General features: G+C 65.0%; 17 protein-coding genes. 12 read left to right on the top strand and 5 right to left on the bottom strand.

Annotated features, from left to right (window positions below; all coding sequences use genetic code 11):
- Nucleotides 1–67: 67 nt before the first annotated feature.
- Nucleotides 68–1,165, top strand: a complete 1,098-nt coding sequence (locus IAG41_RS13495) for a cupin-like domain-containing protein (protein WP_316251155.1) — start codon at nucleotides 68–70, stop codon at nucleotides 1,163–1,165.
- Here IAG41_RS13495 and IAG41_RS13490 read toward each other — a convergent pair.
- From IAG41_RS13490 to IAG41_RS13475, 4 genes are read right to left on the bottom strand one after another with little or no spacing between them, the layout of a single operon-like run.
- Nucleotides 1,140–2,642 (bottom strand): tryptophan halogenase family protein, encoded by a 1,503-nt coding sequence (locus tag IAG41_RS13490; RefSeq protein ID WP_187729188.1) that lies wholly within the window; start codon nucleotides 2,640–2,642, stop codon nucleotides 1,140–1,142. The two genes, IAG41_RS13495 and IAG41_RS13490, sit on opposite strands and share 26 nt — an antisense overlap.
- Nucleotides 2,639–4,159, bottom strand: coding sequence for a tryptophan halogenase family protein (locus IAG41_RS13485; protein ID WP_187729187.1), 1,521 nt, complete (start codon nucleotides 4,157–4,159; stop codon nucleotides 2,639–2,641). The genes IAG41_RS13490 and IAG41_RS13485 overlap by 4 nt, the downstream gene beginning before the upstream one ends.
- The gene (locus IAG41_RS13480; protein WP_187729186.1) at nucleotides 4,156–5,553 is read right to left on the bottom strand and encodes a tryptophan 7-halogenase; all 1,398 of its coding nucleotides are present in this window, start codon (nucleotides 5,551–5,553) and stop codon (nucleotides 4,156–4,158) included. The genes IAG41_RS13485 and IAG41_RS13480 overlap by 4 nt, the downstream gene beginning before the upstream one ends.
- Nucleotides 5,550–7,076, bottom strand: a complete 1,527-nt coding sequence (locus IAG41_RS13475) for a tryptophan halogenase family protein (protein WP_187729185.1) — start codon at nucleotides 7,074–7,076, stop codon at nucleotides 5,550–5,552. Before IAG41_RS13475 ends, IAG41_RS13480 begins: the two co-directional genes overlap by 4 nt.
- Nucleotides 7,077–7,291: 215 nt before the next feature.
- Between IAG41_RS13475 and IAG41_RS13470 the strand changes: the two genes are divergently transcribed.
- The 9 genes from IAG41_RS13470 (at nucleotide 7,292) to IAG41_RS13430 (ending at nucleotide 19,210) form a co-directional block, all read left to right on the top strand.
- Complete coding sequence (locus IAG41_RS13470) at nucleotides 7,292–10,528, top strand: TonB-dependent receptor (protein WP_187729184.1); 3,237 nt, start codon at nucleotides 7,292–7,294, stop codon at nucleotides 10,526–10,528.
- Between the two features lie 174 nt (nucleotides 10,529–10,702).
- Nucleotides 10,703–11,437: a DUF6445 family protein gene (locus tag IAG41_RS13465; RefSeq protein ID WP_187729183.1), complete on the top strand. Its 735-nt coding sequence runs from the start codon at nucleotides 10,703–10,705 to the stop codon at nucleotides 11,435–11,437.
- A complete protein-coding gene (locus IAG41_RS13460; protein ID WP_187729182.1) occupies nucleotides 11,434–12,897 on the top strand; it encodes a tryptophan 7-halogenase in 1,464 nt (487 codons plus the stop codon). The genes IAG41_RS13465 and IAG41_RS13460 overlap by 4 nt, the downstream gene beginning before the upstream one ends.
- A 156-nt stretch (nucleotides 12,898–13,053) precedes the next feature.
- The gene (locus IAG41_RS13455; RefSeq protein ID WP_187729181.1) at nucleotides 13,054–14,586 is read left to right on the top strand and encodes a putative bifunctional diguanylate cyclase/phosphodiesterase; all 1,533 of its coding nucleotides are present in this window, start codon (nucleotides 13,054–13,056) and stop codon (nucleotides 14,584–14,586) included.
- 155 nt (nucleotides 14,587–14,741) lie between these two features.
- Entirely contained in the window at nucleotides 14,742–15,320 is a 579-nt protein-coding gene (locus tag IAG41_RS13450; RefSeq protein WP_262408698.1) for a LysM peptidoglycan-binding domain-containing protein, read from the top strand.
- A 72-nt stretch (nucleotides 15,321–15,392) separates the two neighbouring features.
- A complete protein-coding gene (locus IAG41_RS13445; protein ID WP_187729179.1) occupies nucleotides 15,393–17,069 on the top strand; it encodes a protein kinase domain-containing protein in 1,677 nt (558 codons plus the stop codon).
- A gap of 12 nt (nucleotides 17,070–17,081) precedes the next feature.
- The gene (locus IAG41_RS13440; protein WP_187729178.1) at nucleotides 17,082–18,086 is read left to right on the top strand and encodes a type VI secretion system-associated FHA domain protein; all 1,005 of its coding nucleotides are present in this window, start codon (nucleotides 17,082–17,084) and stop codon (nucleotides 18,084–18,086) included.
- Nucleotides 18,087–18,088: 2 nt separating this feature from the next.
- Nucleotides 18,089–18,877 (top strand): PP2C family protein-serine/threonine phosphatase, encoded by a 789-nt coding sequence (locus tag IAG41_RS13435; RefSeq protein WP_187729668.1) that lies wholly within the window; start codon nucleotides 18,089–18,091, stop codon nucleotides 18,875–18,877.
- A 3-nt stretch (nucleotides 18,878–18,880) separates the two neighbouring features.
- Nucleotides 18,881–19,210, top strand: a complete 330-nt coding sequence (locus IAG41_RS13430; protein WP_187729177.1) for a hypothetical protein — start codon at nucleotides 18,881–18,883, stop codon at nucleotides 19,208–19,210.
- A 30-nt stretch (nucleotides 19,211–19,240) separates the two neighbouring features.
- On the opposite strand, the gene IAG41_RS13425 is transcribed toward IAG41_RS13430, so the two are convergent.
- Nucleotides 19,241–20,167 carry a Gfo/Idh/MocA family protein gene (locus IAG41_RS13425; protein ID WP_187729176.1) on the bottom strand — a complete coding sequence of 309 codons (927 nt, stop codon included), beginning with the start codon at nucleotides 20,165–20,167 and terminating at the stop codon, nucleotides 19,241–19,243.
- Between the two features lie 118 nt (nucleotides 20,168–20,285).
- On the opposite strand from IAG41_RS13425, the gene IAG41_RS13420 reads away from it, so the two are divergent.
- A complete protein-coding gene (locus IAG41_RS13420) occupies nucleotides 20,286–22,082 on the top strand; it encodes an IlvD/Edd family dehydratase (protein ID WP_187729175.1) in 1,797 nt (598 codons plus the stop codon).
- A gap of 19 nt (nucleotides 22,083–22,101) precedes the next feature.
- Entirely contained in the window at nucleotides 22,102–23,250 is a 1,149-nt protein-coding gene (locus IAG41_RS13415; protein ID WP_187729174.1) for an aldose epimerase family protein, read from the top strand.
- Nucleotides 23,251–23,414: the final 164 nt, after the last annotated feature.

Below are 23,414 nucleotides of genomic sequence, written 5' to 3'. Positions count from 1 at the left end.
CTTCCGATCCGGCTTGGCCACGGGAAGGGCCAGGCGCCATCAACGCGAAGACGTCGCGAATGACAAGGTGGCGATAGTTGGCGTGGCGGCAGCGGTGCGCTACCGCTGGACCATGCACAGCGCCAATCCCGCGGCTCTCCGGCGCGTCAAGGAACGTGAAGCCGTCACGCCAGAGGTCTTCGCGGGGGAAATCGCGTCCGGCTATGAGCCGGTCGTGCTGCGCGGACAGGTTGCCGGTTGGCCGGCGGTCCAGGCCGGGCGCGAGGGCAGTCAGGCGATGCTTGAATATCTCGCCAGGTTCCGCGGCGGGGCGGCGCTGGAGGTGCTGGTCAGTACGCCGGAGATCGACGGCCGTTTCTTCTATAGCGAAGACATGCAGGGCTTCAATTTCACGCGGCAGCGCGTGCCGCTTGAGGCCCTGCTGGGCGAGCTGGCACGCTTCGCCGGAGCCGAGGGCACCCCGCCCGCGCTCTATGCCAATGCAGCCACCGCTGCCGAGCATTTCCCAGGATGGGCCGAGGCCAACCGGCTCGACCTCGCAGCGAGCGGCGCCACGCCGCGGCTGTGGATCGGCAATGCAGTCCGGATCGCGACGCATTTCGATGCCTCAGCCAATGTCGCCGCGGTGGTGGCGGGGCGCCGGCGTTTCACCCTGTTCCCGCCCACCCAGGCGGCGAACATGTATGTCGGCCCGCTCGATCGCACGCTCGCCGGCCCGCCCGTCAGCATGCCCGATCCCGAGTCGCCCGATCTGACACGCTATCCCCGCTATGCCGAGGCACTGCGCCACGCGCTGGTTGCCGATCTCGAGCCCGGTGACGCGCTCTTCATTCCGGCGATCTGGTGGCACCATGTCCGCGCACTCGATCCCGTGAACGTGCTGGTGAACTATTGGTGGGCCTATGACGCCTCCGCCACGCCGTTCATCGCGATGATCCACGCGCTGATGAGCATCCGCGACCTGCCGCCGGAGCAGAAACAGGCCTGGCGCGCCTGGTTTGATTATCTCGTGTTCGACGAAGATGCCGCGAGTGCGGGCGATCATCTGCCGCCGCACGTCCGCAGCGTGCTCGGCCCCGCCAGCGAGGAGCGCACCGAGCGCCTCCGCGCCTTCCTGCTCGGTTCGCTGTCGGGCGGCGCTAAGCCGCGCAATTCGCCGCGATGAACTCTGCGTGGCTCGGCATATAGTCGAGCGAATTGACGATCGTCTGGCGGATCTGCGCCAGCCGCGCGATTGTCTCTTCCAGACTCATCGTTTCGGCCACCGGGTCATAGGTGCGCGCGTTCAGCCGCTGGCCGTTCATCACCGCGAACCAGCTCGTTTCATTGAACAGCTCGTCATCGTCGCGGAAGGTGCGGCCATAATCGGCGAAGCAGCGCATCTTCTCCTTTAACCGTTCCGGCACTTCCATGGTTCGGCAATAGTTCCAGAACGGCGAATCATCGCGCTCGGTGGCGTGGTAGTGCAAGATGATGAAGTCGCGGATCTGCTCATATTCGTGAACCATCACCCGGTTGTACCGGTCGATCGTCCCCTGGGCGAAGCCGCGATCTGGGAACATGTTCATCAGCCGCGCCAGCCCGCTCTGGACCAACCAGATGCTAGTCGATTCGAGCGGCTCCATGAAGCCCGATGCGAGCCCGAGCGCCACGACGTTCCCGTCCCAGAACTTACGGCGATGGCCGGCGGTGAACGGCACAACGCGCGGCTCGGCGAGCGGCTCGCCGTCGAGATTGGCGAGCAGGATCGCGGTCGCCTCATCCTCGCTCATATACTTCGTCGAAAATACATGGCCGTTGCCGGTCCGGTGCTGGAGTGGAATGCGCCATTGCCAGCCGGCGGTGCGCGCCGTGGCGCGAGTGAACGGCGTGATCCCGGACACACTCGCGCACGGCACCGCAATTGCGCGATCGCAGGGCAGCCACTGCGACCAATCCTCATAGCCCGCGCCCAAGCTCTGCTCGATCAGCAGTCCCCGGAATCCCGAGCAATCGATGAACAGGTCGCCTTCGATCCGTTCCCCGTTTTCGAGCGTCACCGCCTCGATGAATCCGTCGGTACCGCGCCGGGCGACCTCGATGATCCGCCCCTCCTGCCGCACCACGCCGCGCGCCTCGGCATAGCCGCGCAAATAGCGGGCATAGAGCCCGGCATCGAAGTGAAAGGCATAGACGATCTGTGACAACGGCGAATTGCCATTGTCGATCGGGCGGAGGAACTTCTGCCGGTCGCCGGCGAGCGCGTTGAGCGAATAATCGTCGAGCCGCTCGGGCGCACCGGCCTGATGCGCGCGCAGCCAGTGCGCGTGGAACGACACGCCCTTCATGTCGACGCCGAACTTGCCGAAGGGGTGGTAATAGCGGTCGCCGATCCGCCCCCAGTCGACGAATTCGATGCCGAGCTTGAAGCTGCCCTTGGTCTCGCGGATGAACTGGTTTTCGTCGATGCCGAGCATGCGGTTGAAGATCGCCATTTGCGGGATCGTCGCCTCGCCGACGCCAACGATGCCGATCGCATCGGATTCGACCAAGGTGATCCGGGCGTAGTCGGGGCCGAGCAGCTTGGCGAAGGTGGCCGCTGCCATCCATCCCGCGGTGCCGCCGCCAACGATGACGATGTCGCGGATGCGCGCGTCGCTCATGCGGGGATCCTCATGCCGCCCGGGCGGATACGGGCGATGAAATCGGCATGATCGGGCATGTGCTGGGCCGTCGCCGCGAAGACCTCAGCTATGCGACGCAGGCGCGCATCGATCGCCGTCGCGTCCACCGTGTCGGCCAGCCGGTCCCAGCCCTCGGGGATCACGCCCTGTCCCAGCAACACCGCGACCCAGCTCGCCTCGGCGAACAGCTCGTCCTCGTAGCGGAACAGCCGACCCTTGTCGCGAAACAGCGCGAGCTTGCGCGCCAGGCTCTCGGGCACCGCCATCGTCCGGCACTGGCGCCAGAAAGGCGAATCATCGCGCTCGGTGGCGTTGTAGTGGAGGATCAGGAAGTCGCGGATCTGCTCGACCTGGATCTGCCCGAGCCGGTTATATTCGTCCGCCGCCACCGGATTGAAGCCGCGATCGGGGAACAGCGCGAACAGCTTGGAGATGCCCGACTGGATCAAATGAATGCTGGTCGATTCGAGCGGCTCCATGAACCCCGAAGCGAGCCCCAGCGCGACGCAGTTGCGCACCCATAATTTCTTGCGCCGCCCAGTGACGAAGCGCAGCGGCCGCGGATCCGCCAGCGGTTCGCCGTCCAGATTGGCCATCAGCGTCGCGACCGCCTGTTCGTCGTCGATATGCGCGCTCGAATAGACATAGCCGTTGCCGGTGCGGTGCTGGAGCGGGATCCGCCATTGCCAGCCCGCCGGCCGCGCGGTGGCGCGGGTGAACGGCGCGATCCGCCGATCGATATTGGCGGTGGGCACCGCGACCGCGCGGTCGCAGGGCAGCCACTGCGTCCATTCCTCATAGCCCGCGCCCAGCGCCTGTTCGATCAGCAGGCCGCGAAAGCCCGAGCAATCGATGAACAGGTCGCCTTCGACGCGGAGTCCGCCGTCGAGCGTCACCGCCTCGATGAACCCGTCCTCGCTACGGAGCGCGACATCCACCACCTTGCCCTCGACGCGGACCACGCCCTGCGCCTCGGCATGCCGCCGCAGATAGCCGGCATAGAGCGACGCATCGAAATGATAGGCATAGTTGAGCTGTGACAGCGGCGATGCCGGATCGGGATCGGGCCGCGCGAACCGCCCGTTCAGCGCGGCGACGGCGGAGAGATTATACGCCTCCAGCGGCCCCGCGCGCCCGGCGGCGCGCATCTTCAGCCAGTAATGGTGGAACTTCACCCCTTCGATATCGAAGCCGAACGCGCCGAACGGGTGGAGATAACGATGGCCGGAGCGCCACCAATCGACGAACTCGATCCCCAGCTTGAAGCTGCCGCCGGTCGCCGCGATGAAATCATCCTCGTCCACGCCGAGCATCGCATTGAACGACCGGATCGGCGGGATCGTCGCCTCGCCCACGCCAACCGTGCCGATCTCGTCCGATTCGATCAGCGTAACCCGCACCCCGATTGGTACCATCCGCGCAACGGCCGCCCCCGCCATCCAGCCCGCAGTGCCACCGCCGACGATCACGACGCTGCGGATCGGGCCTGACGTCATGCCGCCGCCACGGGCAGCGGCGAAGCATAGGGCGGAATTGCGCGCACTGTTTCGATCACGTCCTGGCGCACGCGCGCAAAATGCCGCTCGATCTCGTCCAGCGAAAAGCCGTCGGCCAGCGCGTCGTGCCGCCGGGGCCTTATGCCGTGAGCGTCGAACAGGGTGACCCAATCCTCGGCATCGAACATCTCTTCGTCATACATCACGATGCGCCCCGTCGCCTCGAACAGGGTGCGCTTGTACGCCGCGCGCTCGGGCAGCGGAGCGGCGCGCACCGTATCCCAGAAGGGCCCGGCGCGCGTGCTGGTGGCATAGTGCATCGTCAGGAAGTCGCGCACGCTGTCGAGCTCGTTGGCCGAGATGCGATTATATTCGGCCGCCTCCACCGCCGCCTCGGGCGTGGCGGGGAGCAAAGTAATCAATCGCGCCAACGCGCTTTGGGTCAGCTGCAGCCCGATCGGATGCAGTGGCTCGGCGACGGCCGCAGCGGTGCCGAGGGCGATGCAATTGCCGATCCAGGGCGCGTCCAGCCGGCCATTCTCGAATGCTTCGCCGCCGTCCGACCCAGCAAAGGCCGTGCTGTAGCAGGCGAGCTCCGCCGTGCCGCCCGCCAACGGCGTCAGGCACGACCAGCCGGCATCTTCCGCGAACATCTGGCCATAAAGCGGCGCGACGGGTTCGGTGGAAAAGCCGCTCACCATCCGATCGCACGGCAGCCACGCCTTCCAGCTCTGGAATCGTGCCTCGAGCGCGCCGATCGCGAGCCGCGCGGGGCCAGTGCAATCGAGCACCAGATGCGGGCTTATCGTGCCGCTCGGAAGCGCAAGGCCGGCGATGCGTCCGTCCTCCACCGTGACGGCGACAAGCGGGCCATCGGCTGCGGTTGCGCCATGCGCCAGCGCGACGGAACGCATCGCCTTCCGATAGGCGGCAAGCTCGAGATGCAGGCCGTGCGGCTGGCCCGCTGCGAAGCGCCCGCTCTGCGCGGCAAGCGCCGCGACCGAATAATTGGCCGGTCGCACCGCGCGCCCGGCGGCCACCAGCCGCGCGGCGAGCTGGTGAAACGCGACCGACGCCATCGGCGCCCCGACCGCGCCGAACGGAAAGAAGCTCGCGCCGCCATCGGCGCTCCAGCCCGAATAGGCCACGCCCAGCGCCGCTGTGCCCCGCGCTTCGCGAAGGATCATCTCTTCCGTGATCCCCAGCATCGCATGGAAGCCGACAAGCGACGGCAGCGCGGTCAGGCTCGAGCCCAGGCATTCGGGCGTCGGGCGGCCCGGCTCGATCACGTGTATCGCGTAGCGATCGCGCGGCAGGCGCCGCGCCAGCGTTGCGGCCGTCATCCACGCGGCGACGCCGTCTCCGACAATCGCGATGACCGGCACTGCGGTCATGCCGCGCGTTCCGGCGCGGTTCCACCCAGCTGCCAGATATAGGCTGCATGATCCGGCATCGCAGCCACCGCGCCCGCCAGTTCCTCGGCCAGCAGGTGGGTGCGCTTCTCGACCTCGGCGATCGGCAGCGCCTCGGCCAGCGGATTGCCCAGCCGGGGCTCGATCCGCTGCCCGTAATAGACCGCCAGCCAACTCGGCTCGAGGAACATACCCTCGCGATATTTGACCACCAGCCCGCGTTCTCGAAATGCGGCGATCGCATAGGTCAGCGAGTCCGGTACTTCCATGGTGCGGACATACCGCCAGAACTCGGTATCGTCGCGCTCGGTGGCGCAATAGTGCAGGATCAGGAAGTCGCGGACCCGCTCATATTCCAGGTCCATCGCGCGATTGAACTCGTGTGCGGCGACCGGATCCATGCCGGCGAGCGGGAACAGCTCGATCAGCTTGCCGATCGCGAGCTGGATCAGGTGGATGCTGGTCGATTCGAGCGGTTCGAGGAATCCGGCCGCCAGCCCGATCGCCACGACGTTGCGGTCCCATTGGCGCCGGCGCTTGCCCGTGGTGAAGCGCAGCAGCCGAGGTTCGGCAAGCGGCTCGGCCTCGAGATTGCCCATCAGCCGATCGCGCGCCGTGTCGCTGTCGGTGAACCGGCTCGAGAAGACATGCCCGTTGCCGACGCGATGCTGGAGCGGAATGCGCCATTGCCAGCCCGCCTCCAGTGCCGTCGCCCGCGTATAGGGCGTCAGCGGCCCGCCATGCGCGGTGGGCACGGCAAACGCCGAATCGCAGGGGAGCCAGTGCGACCAATTGTCGTACCCGGCCTTCAGCGTGTCCTCGATCAGCAGGCCGCGGAAACCCGAGCAATCGACGAACAGATCGGCTTCGATCTCCGCGCCGCCTTCAAGCGTGACCGAGGTCACCGCGCCGCTCTCGGGATGCTGCCCGACCTCGACGATCCGGCCTTCCAGCCGCCGCACGCCGCGCTGCTCGGCATAGTCGCGCAGATAGGCCGCGTAGAGGCCGGCATCGAACTGATAGGCGTAGGAGAAGGTCGATCCGATGGATCGCGGATCCTCTGCCGGCGGCGCGAAGCGGTTCGCCCGTGCGGCAAGGATCGGCAGCGAAAATTGCTGGAGGTCGGGCATCTGCCGCTCGCGGGCTAGCCGCAGCCAGAGATGGTGGAACGGCATGCCGCCCATGTCGCGGCCGAAATCGCCGAACGGATGGATGTAGGAATCGCCGATCCGTGCCCAGTCGCGGAATTCGATCCCCAGCTTGAACGTCGCGTTGGTCCGCCGGACGAAATCGGCCTCGTCGATACCGAGTCGCGCATTGAAGAAGCGGATGTGCGGCACAGTCGCCTCGCCGACGCCGACTGTCCCAATTTGGTCCGATTCGACGACGAGGATCTCGACCGGCAGCTTCGCCAACGCCCAGGCGAGCGACGCCGCCGTCATCCATCCCGCGGTACCGCCACCGACGATAAGAACACGGCCGACCCTTGTCGTGGCGTCCTCCATTACTCCCCCCAAATTCTCGCCGTGGTGTTAGCGCTCCCACGTGCGACTGTTTGGACACATATCGCCAACAAAAGCGGCAAGCGACAGAATTGTTACTAGCGCAGCGTGAAGAGGCTCGTTAAGCAATGATGAGAAACAAGATAGCGCATCTAAAAATGTTAGCGCTACCATAAACTAGGAGGGGATCGAGGATGTTTCCATCGATATGCGGTGCTATGGCTGAAGCACCGGTAAAGGACCGTCTTTTGAAGGGCAGCACGTCGCTGCTCGCAATTTGTACCGTCGCACTGGCATCTCCGGCTTTCGCCCAGACAGCATCGCCCGCGCCGAACGGCAGTTCTTCCGACAAGGGTACGCCGCAGGATAGCGCCCAGACTTCGGACACGCCCGAGACCGAGATCATCGTCACGGGCATCCGCCAGAGCCTTTCGAGTGCCCAGGCGATCAAGAAGAATTCTGAAGTCGTCGTCGACTCAATTTCCGCCGAGGATATCGGCGCGCTTCCCGATCGCTCCGTGACCGAGGCGCTGCAGCGCATTCCCGGCGTCGCGATCGGCCATTTCGATGCCGGCGTCGATCCCGATCACTTCCAGCCCGAAGGCTCGGGCGTGGTTGTCCGCGGCCTCACCTATACCCGGTCCGAGCTCAACGGCCGCGACACCTTCACCGCCAATAATGGCCGCGGCATCAGCTTCGCAGACGTGCCTTCCGAACTGCTCGGCGGTGTCGACGTCTTCAAGAGCCCCAGCGCGGACATGATCGAAGGCGGTATCGCCGGCATCGTCAACCTGCGCACCCGGCTTCCGTTCGACCAGAACGGTTTCATCATCACCGGCGCGCTCGAGAACAATTACGGCGATCTCGCGCACAAATCCGCACCGACGGTGTCGATACTGGTGAGCAATCGCTGGCATACCGGTATCGGCCAGATCGGCCTGCTTGCCAGCTTCGTCCGCTCGGAAATCGTGTCGCGCGCCGATGGCCTGCAGATCTCGAACTATGGCAAGCGGGTGCTCAATGCAAACGGGTCGCTCGGCCAGGCGCCGGCGGATGGCTCGCTGCCGGCGGGCGGCAAGTTCGTCTATGTGCCGCGCGGCGCGGCGATGCGCAGCCAGGATTTCGATCGCGTGCGCTACGGCTATTCCGCCGCGGCGCAGTGGCGCAGCAACGACGATTCGATGTCCGCTACCTTCCAGTTCCTGCGTTCGGATTCGCGGGAAGCCTGGACCGAGCACGCCGTCGAAATCGCCACCGACAACGTCACCAGCAACGGCGATTCACAGCCCTATCCCGGCACCACCTTCGCGTTCGACGATGAGGGCATCTTCACCGGGGGCGTGATCACCGCGCCCAACGGGTACCGCGCCGATCAATGGGGCGCCGCCGACAATGTCCGCACGCCGATCAACGGCCTTCAGAGCAACAACATTGTCCGCGCGGTCGACCAGCGCTTCCTCACCGATGATTATGGCGCCCATTTCGAATGGAACGCCACCGATCGGCTGACGGTCAAGCTCGACTATCAGCACGTCAATTCGCACGTGAACAACACCGATTTCGGGATCTGGACTTCGAGCTTCCAGAATGTCGACATTCGCATGAACGGCAACGATCCGGCCTATGTGAATTTCCTGCCGCCGGACAATAAGGGCGCGGTTCTCTACCAGAACGCCGCCCATCCTAGCTATCTCGATCCCTACAACAGCTATTACCGCTCGGCGATGGATCACATCGAGGACAGCGACGGCAACGAGGACGCTGCCCGCATCGATCTCGATTATTCCTTCCCCGAGGATAGCTGGTTGACCTCGATCCGCGCCGGCTATCGCTATGCGGACCGCGACAACGTCGCGCGGTTCACCAGCTATAACTGGGGCGTGCTGAGCGAGATCTGGGGCGGCGGCAGCGACGCGGCCGGTGCCAGCGTCGGCCGCGGCGGGCCAGTATGGCTCGATACGCCGGTCAACGGCAATCCCGCCACGGCAGGCGGTTCACCCGGACCAGGGGAAGCCTTCTCCTTCCCCAATTTCTTCCGCGGCGACGTCAATCTGCCGACCCATGAAGGCCGGATGTTCCTTCCCGCCTCTCTGATCCAGGATTATGCGGCCGCATCGAACGCCGCACTTCAGATCGGCGATGAGTGGCGGGCGCGCGCGTTGACAGGGCAGTGCCCACAAAACTGGGTGCCGCTTGCCCAGCGCTGTGGCGTGGTGGCGGGAACGCCGTTCCGCCCGGGCGAAATCAACCCAGTCAACGAGCGCACCAACGCCGCCTATGGCGTCATCCGCTTCGGCAATCCGATCGGCAAGATCAACCTGAGCGGCAATGTCGGCGTGCGCTACGTCAACACGCAGCGTAGCTCGAGCGGATATTTCACTTTCCCGCAGACGACCTACACCTGCACTCCGCCACAGAACAATCAGCCGCCGACACCGTTCTGCGCGCTGGGACCGGCCGTCGTCGCCAATGCGAACGCCTTCCAGAACGGCGCGCTGACACCGATCGATGCCAAGCTCAAATATGATTATTTCCTGCCGTCGGCGAACGTGAAGCTCGAAGTCGGCGGAGGGCTCCAGTTCCGCGCCGCCTATAATAAATCGATCGCACCACCCGATTTCGGCCTGACCCGATCCTTCTACAATATCCAGCTGAACACCCAGGATCAGACCATCAACACCAATGGTGGGCCGGTCGCGATCTTCAACGTCGGCAACCCCTATCTGAAGCCGATCGAGGGAGACAATTTCGATCTGACCGCGGAATGGTATTTCTCGTCGGTGGGCCAGCTGACCATCTCGGGCTTCGTGAAGGAACTGCACGGCGTCCTCACCAACGGAACGCAGCGCCTGTCCTTCACCAACAACGGGGTCACGTTCCCGGCGATCGTCACCACACCGCTGAATGCGACCGACACCGGGCACGTGAAGGGCTTCGAAGTCGGCTACCAGCAGACTTTCGGCTTCCTGCCCGGAATCCTGAAGGGCTTGGGCTTTTCGGGCAACTTCACCTATGTCGACTCGAAGGGCGTCAAGCAGAGCACGCTTTCCGCCACCGATCCCGACGTGGCGGCCGGCAACATCGCCAGCGTCGACACCAGCAAGCTGCCGCTCCAGGGCCTGTCCAAATACACGTTCAACCTAACGCCCTTCTATCAGAATGGCGGGCTCGAGCTTCGGGCGGCCTATACGTGGCGGTCGCGATACCTGCTCACGCCGCGCGACGTGATCGTGCCCTTTGCACCGGTGTTCAACGAAGCGACCGGGCAGCTCGACGCGTCGATCTTCTACCAGGTCACGCCGAACATCCGGTTGGGCCTCCAGGGGGTCAATTTGCTCAACGAGGTTCTGGAGACCACCCAGGTGATCAACAATGATCTCGTGCGAAGGCCGCGCTCCTGGTTCAGCAACGATCGCCGCCTGACCTTTTCGGTCCGTGCGAGGTTTGGAAACTGATCCGGCCCTGACCCTATTGCGAACCCTGTACTGGGGCGCTTCCTCCGATACCCCTCGGAAGCGCCCCAATTTTTTGGGGAAAAGAATCTCCAGATTTGCCACGCCTTCCCAAATCCGGGATAGATTCGCGGCGACGCATCCCGGCGCTCGCGGGGAAAGGCTGAAGGATCTTCCGTGTCCACAGGTGCCGCCGCCACCTATGATCTGACGCTCAATCCGCGCCCGACGATCGTGTCCCGGCCGATCGGCCGGGAGCGCGAACCGATATTGCTCGTCGACGATCTCGTCGCCCACCCCGCCGCGCTGATCGAATATGCCAGCTGGGAAGTCGCCTTCACGCCCGCGGGCAATCCCGATGGCGGCTATCCCGGCATCCGCGCGCCGGCGCCGCTCAACTATGTCGAGGCCGTGGCGCGGGGCCTGATGCCCGTCATCAGGCAGGTATTCGGGCTGGGCGACATGACGCTGGCCAATGCCGAGTGCAGCTTCTCGCTCACCACGATGCCCCCGGCCCAGCTCACGCTGCAGCAGCGCACTCCACACATCGACACGGTCTATCCGCTGCAATTCGCGTTGCTGCACTATCTGTGTGCCCCGGAATTCGGCGGCACCTCCTTCTATCGTCACCGTGCGACCGGTTTCGAGACGATCGGTGCGGACCGCGAGGCGGCCTATGACGCGGCGCGTGCGACCGAGCTGGCGCGGCGCGAGCCGCCGACCGGCTATGTCGGCGACAGCGATGCCTATTACGAACTGCTCGGCGGCTGCGATGCCAGGTTCAATCGAATGGCGATCTACCGAAGCTGCCTGCTGCATTCGGCGCATGTCACGCCGGGCGTTGAACTGCCCGCCGATCCCCGTCGCGGACGGCTTACTGCGAACATCTTCCTGAACTTCAGGGCGCAATGAGCCCGGCTGTCTCGCCCTCCTCACCGCCCGGCCTCAGCCATATCACGATCCTCGGCGGCGGCTGCGCCGGCTGGATGGCGGCGGCGATGCTCGCCCCGCTTGTGGCTGCCGGGACGCGCGTTACGCTGATCGATCTCCCGGCGGACCGGGACCTCCCCAGCGCAGCGGCGCTGTCGCCCGGCGCCAAGGCCTGGCACGCGCTGCTCGGGCTGGACGAGCATGCCCTGCTGGCCGCCGCTCGGGGCGGCTATCGCCTCGGCACGCACTTTACGGACTGGCCCGCGCCTGGAGCCGAATGGCTCCTCCCGTTCGGGGACTATGGTTCGCCGGTCGATGGTGTGCCGTTCGCCGATCTTTGGTTTCGCGCACGGGCCCACGGATGGCCGCGCCCTTTGGACGACTATAACCTCGCCGCGCTTGCCGTGCGTACCGGCAGGTTCGTCCGCCCCACCCCCGATCGCATCGCGATGCTCGACTATGGCTATCATGTCGATCGCATCGGCTATGCTGATCATTTGCGCCAACACGCGATGCGCATCGGCGTCGAGGTGCTATCCGGCGCGGTCGCACATGCCGAGCGGCGCGACGACGGCACGATCGTCGCGCTCAACTTCCAGGCCGGCGACCGCGTTGAAGCTGATTTCTTCGTCGATGCCAGCGACGGCGGCGAACTGATCGGCGGCTTTGGCGGGGGCGACTTCGACGACTGGTCCCGCGACTTCGGGAACGACCGTATCGCCAGCGTCACCGGCGCGGCTGATTCCCTGCTTCCGCCCGTCACCAGCGTCTATGGCGCGCGCGCCGGCTGGATCCAGCGCATCGCGTTGCAGAGCCATACCGGCTGGACAGCCTGCTTCGACGCCAAAGACGAAGCGGTCGCGCTCGATGAACTGGCCGCGATTGCGGGGGGCGCGGCGGATATTTCGGTCGCCCCCCTGTTCCCAGGCCGGCGCGCAGGGCCCTGGCGGGGCAATTGCGTCGCGATCGGCCGCGCCGCCGGTATGATCGAGCCGTATTTCGCCGATCCCGTCGACCTTGCACGGATCGGTCTTTCGGCCTTGCGCGATCTCCTGCCGCGCGGAAGCGACATGGCTGTCCTCGCCGATGCCTATAACGAGGCGATGGCGGGCGGGTGGGAAGCGCTACGTGACCTTTCCGCGTTGCTGACACCCCTTCCCGCGTCCCAGTCCGAGGCTGTATCGCGTGCAATCTCACGATTCAGCGAAGCCGGAAGGCTGCCTTCGACGGGCCCCGCGTCCCAGGCGACATGGCTGGCGCTGTTGATGGGCCGCAGCATCTTGCCCAAATCCTGGAGCCCGCTCGCCGACACGATTGCCACGGATCGGCTCGAGCAGAACCTGATCCGTCTCGCCAGCCTGTTTGCCCAATCGGCGGAATCAATGCCCAGCCACGCCGACTATGTTGCACGCTTCTGCGCCGCGGAGCCGCAGAGCGTTTAACTCCTTTGTATTCATTCCACTTTACGCGCGGTGCGTATGAAGGGTGGATTCTTGCCGTCGAGCTCGCGTCCGGAGCGACATCGCCTCTTGAAGGTTGGCGGGACGGATTCGCTGTTCCTTGTCCTGGGAGGCCTTGGCATAACGGCGCTGATCTGGTTGGAAACTTTGTTCGCCGGCTTCTCAAACCTGGCGCTGCCGACATTGGCGCTTGGCGCTGCCCTCGCTGCGTACCATGTGCACCGCCGTTCAAGAGCTGTTGCGGATCGTCTTGCAAAACTCGCGGATGATAGTGGCACCGGGACGCTGGAGCAGCGCGTCGCGCGTTGTCTGAAGACTCTGGAGGAACGGTCCCACGGGCTCGACCAGCGTTGGGGGCAGACGCATCGGGTCACGGGCCTAGCCACTCGGGAGCCTCTTCTCGCGCAGGTCGAAAGCGATGGCCATGGGGCGCTCGGAGTCATCGCCTTTGCCGATTTCGACAGAGTATGCGCTTTCGATCCGGCACTGGGCGACCGGATGCTGCGCGAACTCGCCGCGCGCGTGCGCCGCATGGTTGGGCAAGGACGATTGCTCGCCCATGTCGATCGTGCCCATTTCGCGATCTGGTTCGGGCCCGATGTCGCCGAAGGCGATGCTCAAGGCGAACTGTCGGCGATCAGCTACGCGCTCGGTGCTCCGATCCGCGAGGGCGGGCGCGATTTTGTGCCCGACACGCGCTTTCATCACGGCATTTATACGAAGGGCCACCAGTCGCCCCAGGCGCTGCTTGCGCAGTTGATTGCCGCCTGCTCCTCCAGCAGCGCCGCGTCCCCGCATTCGGGAATAGATGACACGACGGCCGCGGTCGTGCGCGATCACTATACGATCGAACAGGATCTTCGCGGCGCCATCCAGTCAGGCGAACTCGAGATGCGCTATCAGCCGCAAATCGATGCCGGAGCGGGCCGGCTGTCCGGCGCGGAAGCCCTGCTGCGATGGAACCATCCCGCGCGCGGAATGGTATCGCCGAGCCTTTTCATTCCGATCATCGAAGCCGCCGGCATGGCGGACGAGTTCGGCATGTGGGCGTTAAACGCGGCATGCCGTGAGGCGAGCCGCTGGCGTTCCGGCGGCCTGGGGGACCTGCGGGTTGCCGTCAATGTATCGAGCTATCAGCTCGACCGGCCGGATATGCTGAAGCTGATCCAGCGCACGCTCGTCCGGCATGCACTTCCTCCCCAGATGCTCGACATCGAATTGACCGAAAGCGCCGCGACACAAGATATCGCCCGCGCGGGCGACCTGTTCGACGCGCTGCGATCGCGCGGGATCGAGATTGCGATCGACGATTTCGGAACCGGCTTCTCCAGCCTGACAGCTTTGCGCTCGCTGTCGTTCGACAAGATAAAGATCGATCGCGAATTCGTGACCGCGGTCGATAAGCGCCGCGACAGCCAGGCGATCTGCCAGAGCGTCATCGCGCTGGGCCGCGGACTGGGCATTCGCGTCCTGGCCGAAGGGGTCGAGCAGTTCGAGGAATATGCCTGGCTTCGGCAGCATGGCTGCACCGAGTTTCAGGGCTTCTATTTCTCTCAGCCACTGACCGGGGAGGAATTTCAGGCTTTCTCGCGCAACCCGGCGCATATCGAAGCGTTGCTCGATCTTGGCCCCCGGGCTGCCCAGAATATAATTTCCCAAAGGATCGCATGATGTTGGCCTCTCCGAAGCGATTCCTGCAGCTCGCTTCCCTGTGCGCGCTGCTTGCGGTGGCGGCTTGTTCAAAGGGGCCGACACACCCCGCGATCGGTGCCCCGCCGGCGGCACCGGTCACGGCGAGCGATGTCGACGCCGTCCAGGCCCTGTTGATGCGTGGCGACAGGAAGGGCGCCGAGACTCTTCTCAAGCCACTACTGAAGCGGGACCCGATGAATTCGCGCCTGCTTCTGTTGCGCGATTCGATGCAGCGCGATCCGAAAGAGCTGCTCGGTCCGGACAGTTACGCATACACGGTTCGCACAGGCGAGACCTTCGAGGAAATCGCGGAGAGGCTGCTCGGAAACCGGCTGAAAGCCTATCAGCTGGCGCGATACAATGGCGTCGACAACCCCTCGGCCTTGGCTGCGGGGCAGACGATCCGCGTGCCGGGCGCGCCTCCGCAGCCCAAGCCCTCCCCCGCCCCGGAGCGACCCAGCAGACCCGCCGCCGCTGCGGTTCAGCCGCGCCCGAAACCCGCGACGCCTGCGCCTGCAGCGAAGCCGGTCGCAAACACAGCGGCCGCGCAAAAGGCACGTGCCGCCGGGCTCGCCGCGCTGAACCGCGGTGCCGTCGGCGAGGCGCTCGTCCAACTCCGTCGAGCAAAGGCACTGGATCCTGCGAATCCGGTCATCGCGCGCGACCTGCAGCGCGCCGAACGGATTGCGGCAACCGTCCGGGCGCGCAAGTAAGCGCTCCCACACAAATACTTAAGCTTCCGCGTGATACCCGGACCGTTCCGTTGAACGCGAGGGGATCCGGCGGTGGAAAGACTCGGCCGCTACTTGATTGATGGCCATATCGGCGAAGGCGCAATGGCGGACGTATTCCGCGCGCATGACCCCGAAATCGGCCGCACGGTCGCAATGAAAGTGCTCAAGGCCGACTATCGTCGCGATCCGTCGATCGGCGCGCGCTTTCTTCGCGAGGCCCGGGCAGCGGGTGCGTTGAGCCATCCCAACATCGCGACAATCTATGACGTCGGCGAGGCCGATGGCGTGCCGTACATTGCCATGGAATTGATCGAAGGACGTCCATTGGATCTCGTCCTGCAAGCCGAGGGGCGGATGCCGTTCGAACGGGTGTTGGCGCTCGGCGCGCAGCTCGGCGAGGCGCTAGCCTATGCGCATGAGCGCGGCGTCGTGCACCGCGATGTCAAACCTTCGAACATCCTGCTGTCGAGGGACGGCAAGACCGCCAAGCTGCTCGATTTCGGCGTCGCACGGATCGGCGAAGCAGCTGAGGGCCAGCTGGAGCGCACGCAGGCCGGCCAGATGATCGGTACGCCGCGCTACATGAGCCCCGAACAGGCGCTGGGAATGCCGGTCGATCACCGCTCCGACCTGTTCTCGCTGGGAGCGGTGCTCTACGAAATGCTGACAGGCAGGATTGCCTTCGGCGCGTCCGGCCTTGCCACGCTCGCACTGCAGATAGCGCAGGAGAAGGTGGCACCTATCGAGCGCTCGGCTGCGGACTGTCCTCCCGGCCTTCGCCAGACGATCGAGAAGTTGCTCGCGAAGAAGCCGGAGCAGCGCTTCGCCAGCGGCACACTGCTTTCCCAGGCGCTGCATCGCGAGCTTGGCGCGCTGAGCGCGGACGACACCATCGCTCGTCGCGGCCTTTCGTTGCGCATCAAGCTGCCGCTGGTTCTGGTCGGAATCACGCTGATCGCGCTGGTCCTGAGCATCACGATGATATTGTCCCGCCAGCAGCGCGCGCTCGAGCATATGGCGATCACCTCGGGAGAGACGATCGCGACGTTTGTGACCAAGAACGCAGCGGTGCTCGTCGCCGACAATGCCGGCCTCCCCACGCCCGAACAGGATTGGGCACCGCTCCAGGCATTCGTGGCGACCGCCGCGCAGGATGGCGGCATCCGCAGCATGGCTGTGATCGACGAACATGGGATCGTGCGCGCCGCAAGCGACGGCAAGGGCGTCGGCCAGCCCTACCGCACCCATGCCGGCGAAAAGCCGATGGCAGGACGCGCCGGGGCATCGGTGACCAATGTCGCCGCGGGTGACGACGGGAGCGGTGGCATGCGGTTTGTCCGCCCGATCCGTTACGCCGGCGCGGATTTCGGCTCGATCGATCTGGTTCTGCGCAGGACTGCGCTCGATTCGGCGATAGCGAATGCGCGCGCGCTCCTGCTGGGACTCGCGGCGCTGGTGATGCTGGTGGTGCTGGTAATCGGATATCTGAGCGGCGCGATGGTCGCACGGCCACTCCACCGCCTGGCGCGCTCGATGGACGAAGCAGCGGAAAAAGGCTTTGCCCTGCGGATATCGCATCGCCGGCGCGATGAGATCGGCGCATTGTTCGACGCGTTCAACCGCGCCGCTGCAACGATCGAACCCCAATTGGCAGGCAAGACCGCCGCTCAGCAGCCTGCGCTAGATGCCACTTGCGTGCTGCCGGCGGCGAGCCGGGCCGCAGCTTAGGATCGCGCCCGAATGTACATGCTCCAGCTTTTCGACAGCGCCGACGCCGTGCATCCCATTGATGCGCGTCTGCTCCGGGAGGGGATGATCAGCATCGGCCGCGACAGCAATTGCGACTGGTCGATCGCCGATCCCGATCTGGCGATCTCGCGTGCACACTGCGAAGTCGCCGCGGTGGCGGATGGCCTGGTTGTGCGGGCGATCGGCACCAATGGCGTATTCGACGCAGCGACCGGCGATCGCCTGCCCGATCTAACGGACGTGCCGGTATCGCCGCCGTTCACGATGCGACTCGGGCGCTTCCGGATCGCGCTGACCCGCGCTCCTCTTGATGACGATGCACGCGATGTCGGCAGGACGATGATCCTGACGCCGCCGCTCGGCGCCTCTTCCTACGTGCCGACCGACTGGAGCGATGCCCAGCCGATTGCCGACGCGACCGGGGAATCGCTGCTCGAGGCTTTCTGCCGAGGCGCGGGGCTGGAGGCTTCCCTGCTGTCGTCGGAGGATCCAGCGGAGATCATGGAGCGCGCCGGTGCCGTCTATCGCCAGCTCGTGCTCGGCCTGGCCGATCTGATGGTCGAGCGTGACGCTGCCCGCGCCCGCTACAATCTGGCGCGCACGACGATCGGCGGGTCGGGGAACAACCCGTTCAAATGGGCGCCCACCCAGCGGCTGGCGATCGACATGCTGCTCGCAGGTTCGGGCGGATTCCTCTCCGGGCCCTCGGCGATCAGTTCGTCGCTTCAGGATATCAAACGCCATTTGATCGCGACATTTGCCGGCTTACAGGCGTCGCTTCGCCGCGCCGTAAAAACCTTCGACGCAAATGACCTGGATGCCGCGATTGCCGATCGCGCATCACTGCTCAAGAACCGCGCGGCCCTGCGCGCCCAGGAAGCCGAAGCCCGCCACGCAGATCTGATGCGCCAGCTCAATGGAGAACCTGGCTCGCTGGACGAGGCATTCGTCCATGCCTATGCGCTTGCCGAGCAGGACATCGGAGCTCGCCCGTGAATATGCCCCGCCGAGTATCGCCGGGCTTTGACTGCCGGCCGCCTCGATCGGGCGATCGAGACGGCCTTGCCTATGCTTCGGTCGCACGCACGCATGTGGGCCATAAGCGCCAGATCAACGAGGACCGCTTGCTCGACTGTCCGGAACGCGGGGTCTGGGCGATAGCGGATGGAATGGGTGGGCATCGGGGTGGCGACGTCGCCGCTGAAATCGTCATCGGCGCGCTGCGCGAAGTCACTGACGCGGCGAGCCCCCTCCCGTGCGCGCAGAGCATCGAGGCAGCGCTTTACCGCGCCAACCAGCGCATCCGCGACCACGCTCTATCTGCCGGGGGCGTGATCGGCTCCACCGTGGTCGTGCTCCATATCGCGGACGATCGGGCGTGTCTGTTCTGGGTCGGCGACAGCCGAGGATATCGCATTCGCGCGCACCATCTCGAGCAGCTGACGCGGGATCACAGCCTGGTGCAGGAACTGGTCGATGCCGGCGTCATATCGAATGAGGCAGCCGCGACGCATCCCCAGGCGAACGTCGTCACGCGAGCGCTGGGCGTCGAGGCCGAGCTCGCGATTGAGAAGCTGGCTTTCCTGGTATCGCCGGATGACATCCTGCTTCTCTGTTCGGACGGTCTCAGCCGGTCACTGGAGAATGATGCGGCCGAATCCACGAATGAGCCTGGCGAGGCGCTGGCCGACCGGTTGCTGAGCACCGCCCTGCACAGGGATGGAAGCGACAATATCAGCTTTGTGGTGATCCGCACGGAGAAGGCGACATCGACAATTGGGGTATAGACGATGCTGTATCGCGATCCGCGGCGACCGCTTGCCATCTCGCCGCCCGATGCCCGGAAAGAACTTCGCATCCCGATCGCACTGGAAGGTGTGATGGGGAGCACGCTGACCGGCAAGCGCAGGGTCGAGCTCCAGGATATCTCATGCATGGGTTGTCGCGTAACCACGGTGCTCGAACTTGCGGTAGATAGCTATGTCGTCATCACCATCCCAGGTCTTGCGCCAATGGGAGCCAAGGTGCGCTGGCAAACGATTCACGGCGCGGGACTTCGTTTCAACTCGGCGCTTCATCCCATGGTCGTGAGCAGGGTGCTCGCATTGAGCGGGCAATAGTCTTCGGCGGTCGCGACCGGGGACTGCATGTCAGAATGCAAAAACGCTCGTTGTGCGTCGGTCCGCGAGCAAAAAGGCATCGGCGACGAGCTGAAGCGGCCGGATATCGACATCGCTGCCCCCCGACGCGACCAGTTCGGCGAAACGCGCGTAGAGCCGCGGATACTCCCGGTCCGGTGCCTTGCGCTCGGGTTCGCCGGGAAGGTGCAGGATGCTGCCGCCCATCGAGAGCCTGAGCGTGCCGGCATCGGTGTCGATTTCAATGTCCCAGGTCTGCGGGCCGGTCTGGAGAAAATCGAACTCCGCGGTCACTGCCGCTTCGCCGCTCCGCATTTCCAGCTGCGCGGCAAGCGGCGAGGCGCGGCCTTGCGGCACCTCCATCCACGCGGAATCGAGCAATAGCGGCTGAGGCAGGATGCGCGTCGCAATCGACAGCGCGTTGATGCCGGGATCGAAAACGCCGAAGCCGCCGGCCGCCAGAATCCATTCCTGGCCGGGATGCCAGCGTCGGATATCCTCCTTCCAGGTGATCCGCACCGCATCGATTCTTTTGTCTGCCAGCCATAGCCGTGCTGGCTCAACCGCGGCGGCCTCGCGCGAATGCCAAGTGGTGAACAGAGTGACGCCCTTGCCGCGGGCGCGTTCGGCGAGATCGACGATCTCGGACAGCGTCGCTGCTGGGGGCTTTTCGAGCATGACGTGCAAGCCTGCCTCGATCGCGACTAGCGCCTGCTCGTAACGACCATCGGGCGGGGTGCAGAGCGAGACCGCTTCCAAGCCGTGCCCGCCGGCGATCATCGATTCGACATCGGAGTGAGCAGGAATGCCCTCGAGCTGGGCATGGCGGCTGGCCGTCGCGACCAATTCGAACCCCGCATCGGCTTCGATCGCAGGCAGATGCTGGTCGCGTGCGATCTTGCCGATTCCCACCAATCCCAGCCGAATTGCGCTTGTCATGCCTCGCCTCGCCTTTTTATAAGATATATATGCTCTTCCTATTGCCGCACTCTGCCGGTATCAAGCCCGCGCAGTGCCGCTTCCAGGCCGGTGCCTGCCAATAACCCGGAGGATATAATTGAGGGACGAAGCTGGATCGAGCGGCAAGGGTCTCAGATCCCGCGCCTGGTTCGACAATCCCGCCAATCCGGACATGACCGCGCTCTATGTAGAGCGTTATCTGAACTATGGCATCAGCCTGGAGGAGATGCAGTCCGGCCGACCGATCATCGGCATCGCCCAGACCGGCAGTGACCTGGTGCCATGCAACCGGCATCACATCGAACTGGCGAAGCGGGTCCGCGAGGGGATTCGCGATGCCGGCGGCATCGCCATCGAATTCCCGACGCATCCGATTCAGGAAACCGGCAAACGCCCAACCGCGGGGCTCGATCGCAACCTCGCCTATCTGAGCCTGGTCGAGACGATCTACGGCTATCCGATCGACGGCGTCGTGCTGACGATCGGCTGCGACAAGACCACACCGGCCTGTCTGATGGCCGCGGCGACGGTGAACATTCCCGCGATCGCGCTATCGGTCGGGCCGATGCTCAACGGCTGGTTCAAGGGCGAGCGGACCGGATCGGGCACGATCGTCTGGAAAGCACGCGAGATGCTCGCGGCGGGCGAGATCGACTATAAGGGCTTTATCGAGCTGGTGGCGTCGTCGGCACCGTCGACCGGCTGGTGCAACACGATGGGCACCGCGACGACGATGAATTCGCTGACCGAGGCGCTGGGCATGTCGCTGCCCGGATCGGCGGCGATCCCGGCGCCCTATCGCGACCGGCAGGAGTGCGCCTACCGCACCGGTCTCCAGATCGTCGAGATGACGCTGGCCGATCGCAAGCCCAGCGACATCCTGACCCGCACGGCGTTCCTCAATGCGATCCGCGTCAATTCGGCGATCGGCGGATCGACCAATGCGCCGATCCATCTGAACGCGATCGCGCGGCATATGGGGGTCGAGCTGAGCCTCGCCGATTGGGAAGCGCATGGCGCCGACGTACCGCTGGTCGTCAACCTCCAGCCTGCGGGCAAATATCTGGGCGAGGATTTCTACCGCGCCGGCGGCGTACCTGCGGTGATGGGACAGTTGCTGCGCGCCGGATTGATCGACGGCAGCGCACTCACCGCCAACGGCAAGACAATCGCGGACAATATCGGCAATGCCGAGAGCGAGGACGCCGACGTGATCTTCCCGCTCGGTACTCCGATGATGGCGGGCGCCGGGCTGAGCGTGCTTTCGGGCAATCTGTTCGACAATGCGGTGATGAAGCTGAGCGTCATCTCCCCTGAGTTCCGCGCGCGCTATCTGAGCAACCCGGAAGATCCCGAGGCGTTCGAAGGCGTCGCGGTCGTGTTCGACGGGCCGGAGGATTATCATCGCCGGATCGACGATCCCGCGCTCGGCATCGACGCCAACAGCATCCTCATCATGCGCGGCGCCGGGCCGGTGGGCTATCCGGGCGGCGCCGAGGTGGTGAACATGCGGCCGCCCGCCGCACTGATCCAAGCGGGCGTGCATGCGCTGCCCTGCGTGGGTGACGGACGGCAATCCGGCACGAGCGGATCACCCTCCATCCTCAACGCCGCTCCCGAGGCGGCCGTGGGCGGCGGGCTCGCGCTGGTGCGGACCGGCGACCGGATCCGCATCGACCTGAACACGCGTACCGCGGACATGCTGGTGGACGAGGCGGAACTGACCCGTAGGCGGGAAGCGCTGGCGATCGGCTATGTGCCCGAATCGCAGACGCCGTGGCAGGAAATCCACCGCGACCTGGTCGGACAGTTCGATACCGGCGCGGTGCTCGAAAGCGCGGTCAAATATCAGCGCATCGCCCAGACCAAAGGCCTGCCGCGCGACAGCCATTAGTACATAGAGGGAGAGGACAATGAAGAATTTCGCAGCGATCGGCGCGCTTGCCGCCGCGATCGTGATCTCCGCCCCCGCCGATGCGGCCACCGCCAAGCGCGGAAGCTTCGGCAAGTTGCCCGATGGCCGGGTCGTCGCATCGGTGACGCTCGCCAATGCGCGCGGCGTGTCTGCGACCGTGATCACCTATGGTGCCACGCTGCAATCAGTGGTCCTGCCCGACCGCGTCGGCCGCAGGGCCGATGTCGCGCTGGGCTATGACAATATCGGCGACTATCTCGCCAAGCCGCAATATTTCGGCGGGACCGTCGGCCGCTTCGCCAATCGCATCGCCGTCGGCCGCTTCCGCCTGGATGGCCAGAGCTACCAGACACCCGTCAACAACGGGAAGAATTCGCTCCACGGCGGAACGATCGGCTTCGATAAGGTGCTGTGGGAAGTCGTTTCGGTGAAGAACGGGCCGGTCGCGTCGGTGACCTTGCGCTATGTGAGTCCCGACGGCGACCAGGGCTATCCTGGCACGATGACGGTCGACGCGACCTATTCGCTCGACGAGAAGAACAACCTCTCGATCGAATATGTCGCGACCACCGACCGCACGACGATCGCGAACATCACCAACCACGCTTATTGGAACCTGTCGGGCGAAGGCTCGAGCAACGGCGCGATGGGGCATGTCGTCACCATCCCCGCACAATCCTATCTGCCGACCGACGATGGCGCGATCCCGACCGGCGACTACAAGCCCGTTGCCGGCACGGTGTTCGATTTCCGCCGTGCCCGCGCGGTGGGCGATCGGGTGCGCGATGCCCGCGACCAGCAGATCGTCTGGGGCCGTGGCTATGACCATAACTGGATCATCGGCACCAAGGTGACGCCGACGGAGCATCTGATGGCGCGGGTCAGCGATCCCGTCTCGGGCCGCGGATTCGAGCTCTGGTCGAATCAGCCAGGCCTGCAATTCTATTCGGGCAACTTTCTCGACGGCACGTCGAGCGGCAAGGCTGGCAAGATCTACCGCGAGGGCGACGCCATCGTAATGGAGCCGCAGATCTTTCCAGACACGCCCAACCAGCCGAAATTCGGATCAGCCCGGCTCGAGCCGGGCCAGACCTATCGCAACATCATGACCTATCGACTGACCACCGGTCAGCCGGCCAAGCGCTGAGGAGCTCGATGCCCATGAAACGCATATTCCTGATCCTCGCGGCGCTGCTGGTGGCAATGCCGGCCCAGGCCCGCGAGCAATGGACCAAGGCCCAGGCGAATGTCTGGCAGGACAAGCAGCCCTGGCTGGTCGGATCGAACTACACGCCGGCCAGCGCGATCAAC

It is taken from the genome of Sphingomonas sp. JC676 (assembly GCF_014489075.1).
Taxonomy (GTDB): domain Bacteria; phylum Pseudomonadota; class Alphaproteobacteria; order Sphingomonadales; family Sphingomonadaceae; genus Sphingomonas.
The sequence above is the reverse complement of the archived record's forward strand: the minus strand, read 5'-3'. Positions and strand labels throughout refer to the sequence as shown.

What these genes read in the sequence shown, in the direction of transcription:
- IAG41_RS13485 (WP_187729187.1), bottom strand. Translation starts at nt 4,159, where the DNA reads ATGACGTCAGGCCCGATCCGCAGCGTCGTGATCGTCGGCGGTGGCACT.
- IAG41_RS13475 (WP_187729185.1), bottom strand. Translation starts at nt 7,076, where the DNA reads ATGGAGGACGCCACGACAAGGGTCGGCCGTGTTCTTATCGTCGGTGGC.
- IAG41_RS13440 (WP_187729178.1), top strand. Translation starts at nt 17,082, where the DNA reads ATGTACATGCTCCAGCTTTTCGACAGCGCCGACGCCGTGCATCCCATT.
- IAG41_RS13425 (WP_187729176.1), bottom strand. Translation starts at nt 20,167, where the DNA reads ATGACAAGCGCAATTCGGCTGGGATTGGTGGGAATCGGCAAGATCGCA.
- IAG41_RS13415 (WP_187729174.1), top strand. Translation starts at nt 22,102, where the DNA reads ATGAAGAATTTCGCAGCGATCGGCGCGCTTGCCGCCGCGATCGTGATC.
- IAG41_RS13470 (WP_187729184.1), top strand. Translation starts at nt 7,292, where the DNA reads ATGGCTGAAGCACCGGTAAAGGACCGTCTTTTGAAGGGCAGCACGTCG.
- IAG41_RS13450 (WP_262408698.1), top strand. Translation starts at nt 14,742, where the DNA reads ATGCGTGGCGACAGGAAGGGCGCCGAGACTCTTCTCAAGCCACTACTG.
- IAG41_RS13490 (WP_187729188.1), bottom strand. Translation starts at nt 2,642, where the DNA reads ATGAGCGACGCGCGCATCCGCGACATCGTCATCGTTGGCGGCGGCACC.
- IAG41_RS13460 (WP_187729182.1), top strand. Translation starts at nt 11,434, where the DNA reads ATGAGCCCGGCTGTCTCGCCCTCCTCACCGCCCGGCCTCAGCCATATC.
- IAG41_RS13435 (WP_187729668.1), top strand. Translation starts at nt 18,089, where the DNA reads ATGCCCCGCCGAGTATCGCCGGGCTTTGACTGCCGGCCGCCTCGATCG.
- IAG41_RS13480 (WP_187729186.1), bottom strand. Translation starts at nt 5,553, where the DNA reads ATGACCGCAGTGCCGGTCATCGCGATTGTCGGAGACGGCGTCGCCGCG.
- IAG41_RS13430 (WP_187729177.1), top strand. Translation starts at nt 18,881, where the DNA reads ATGCTGTATCGCGATCCGCGGCGACCGCTTGCCATCTCGCCGCCCGAT.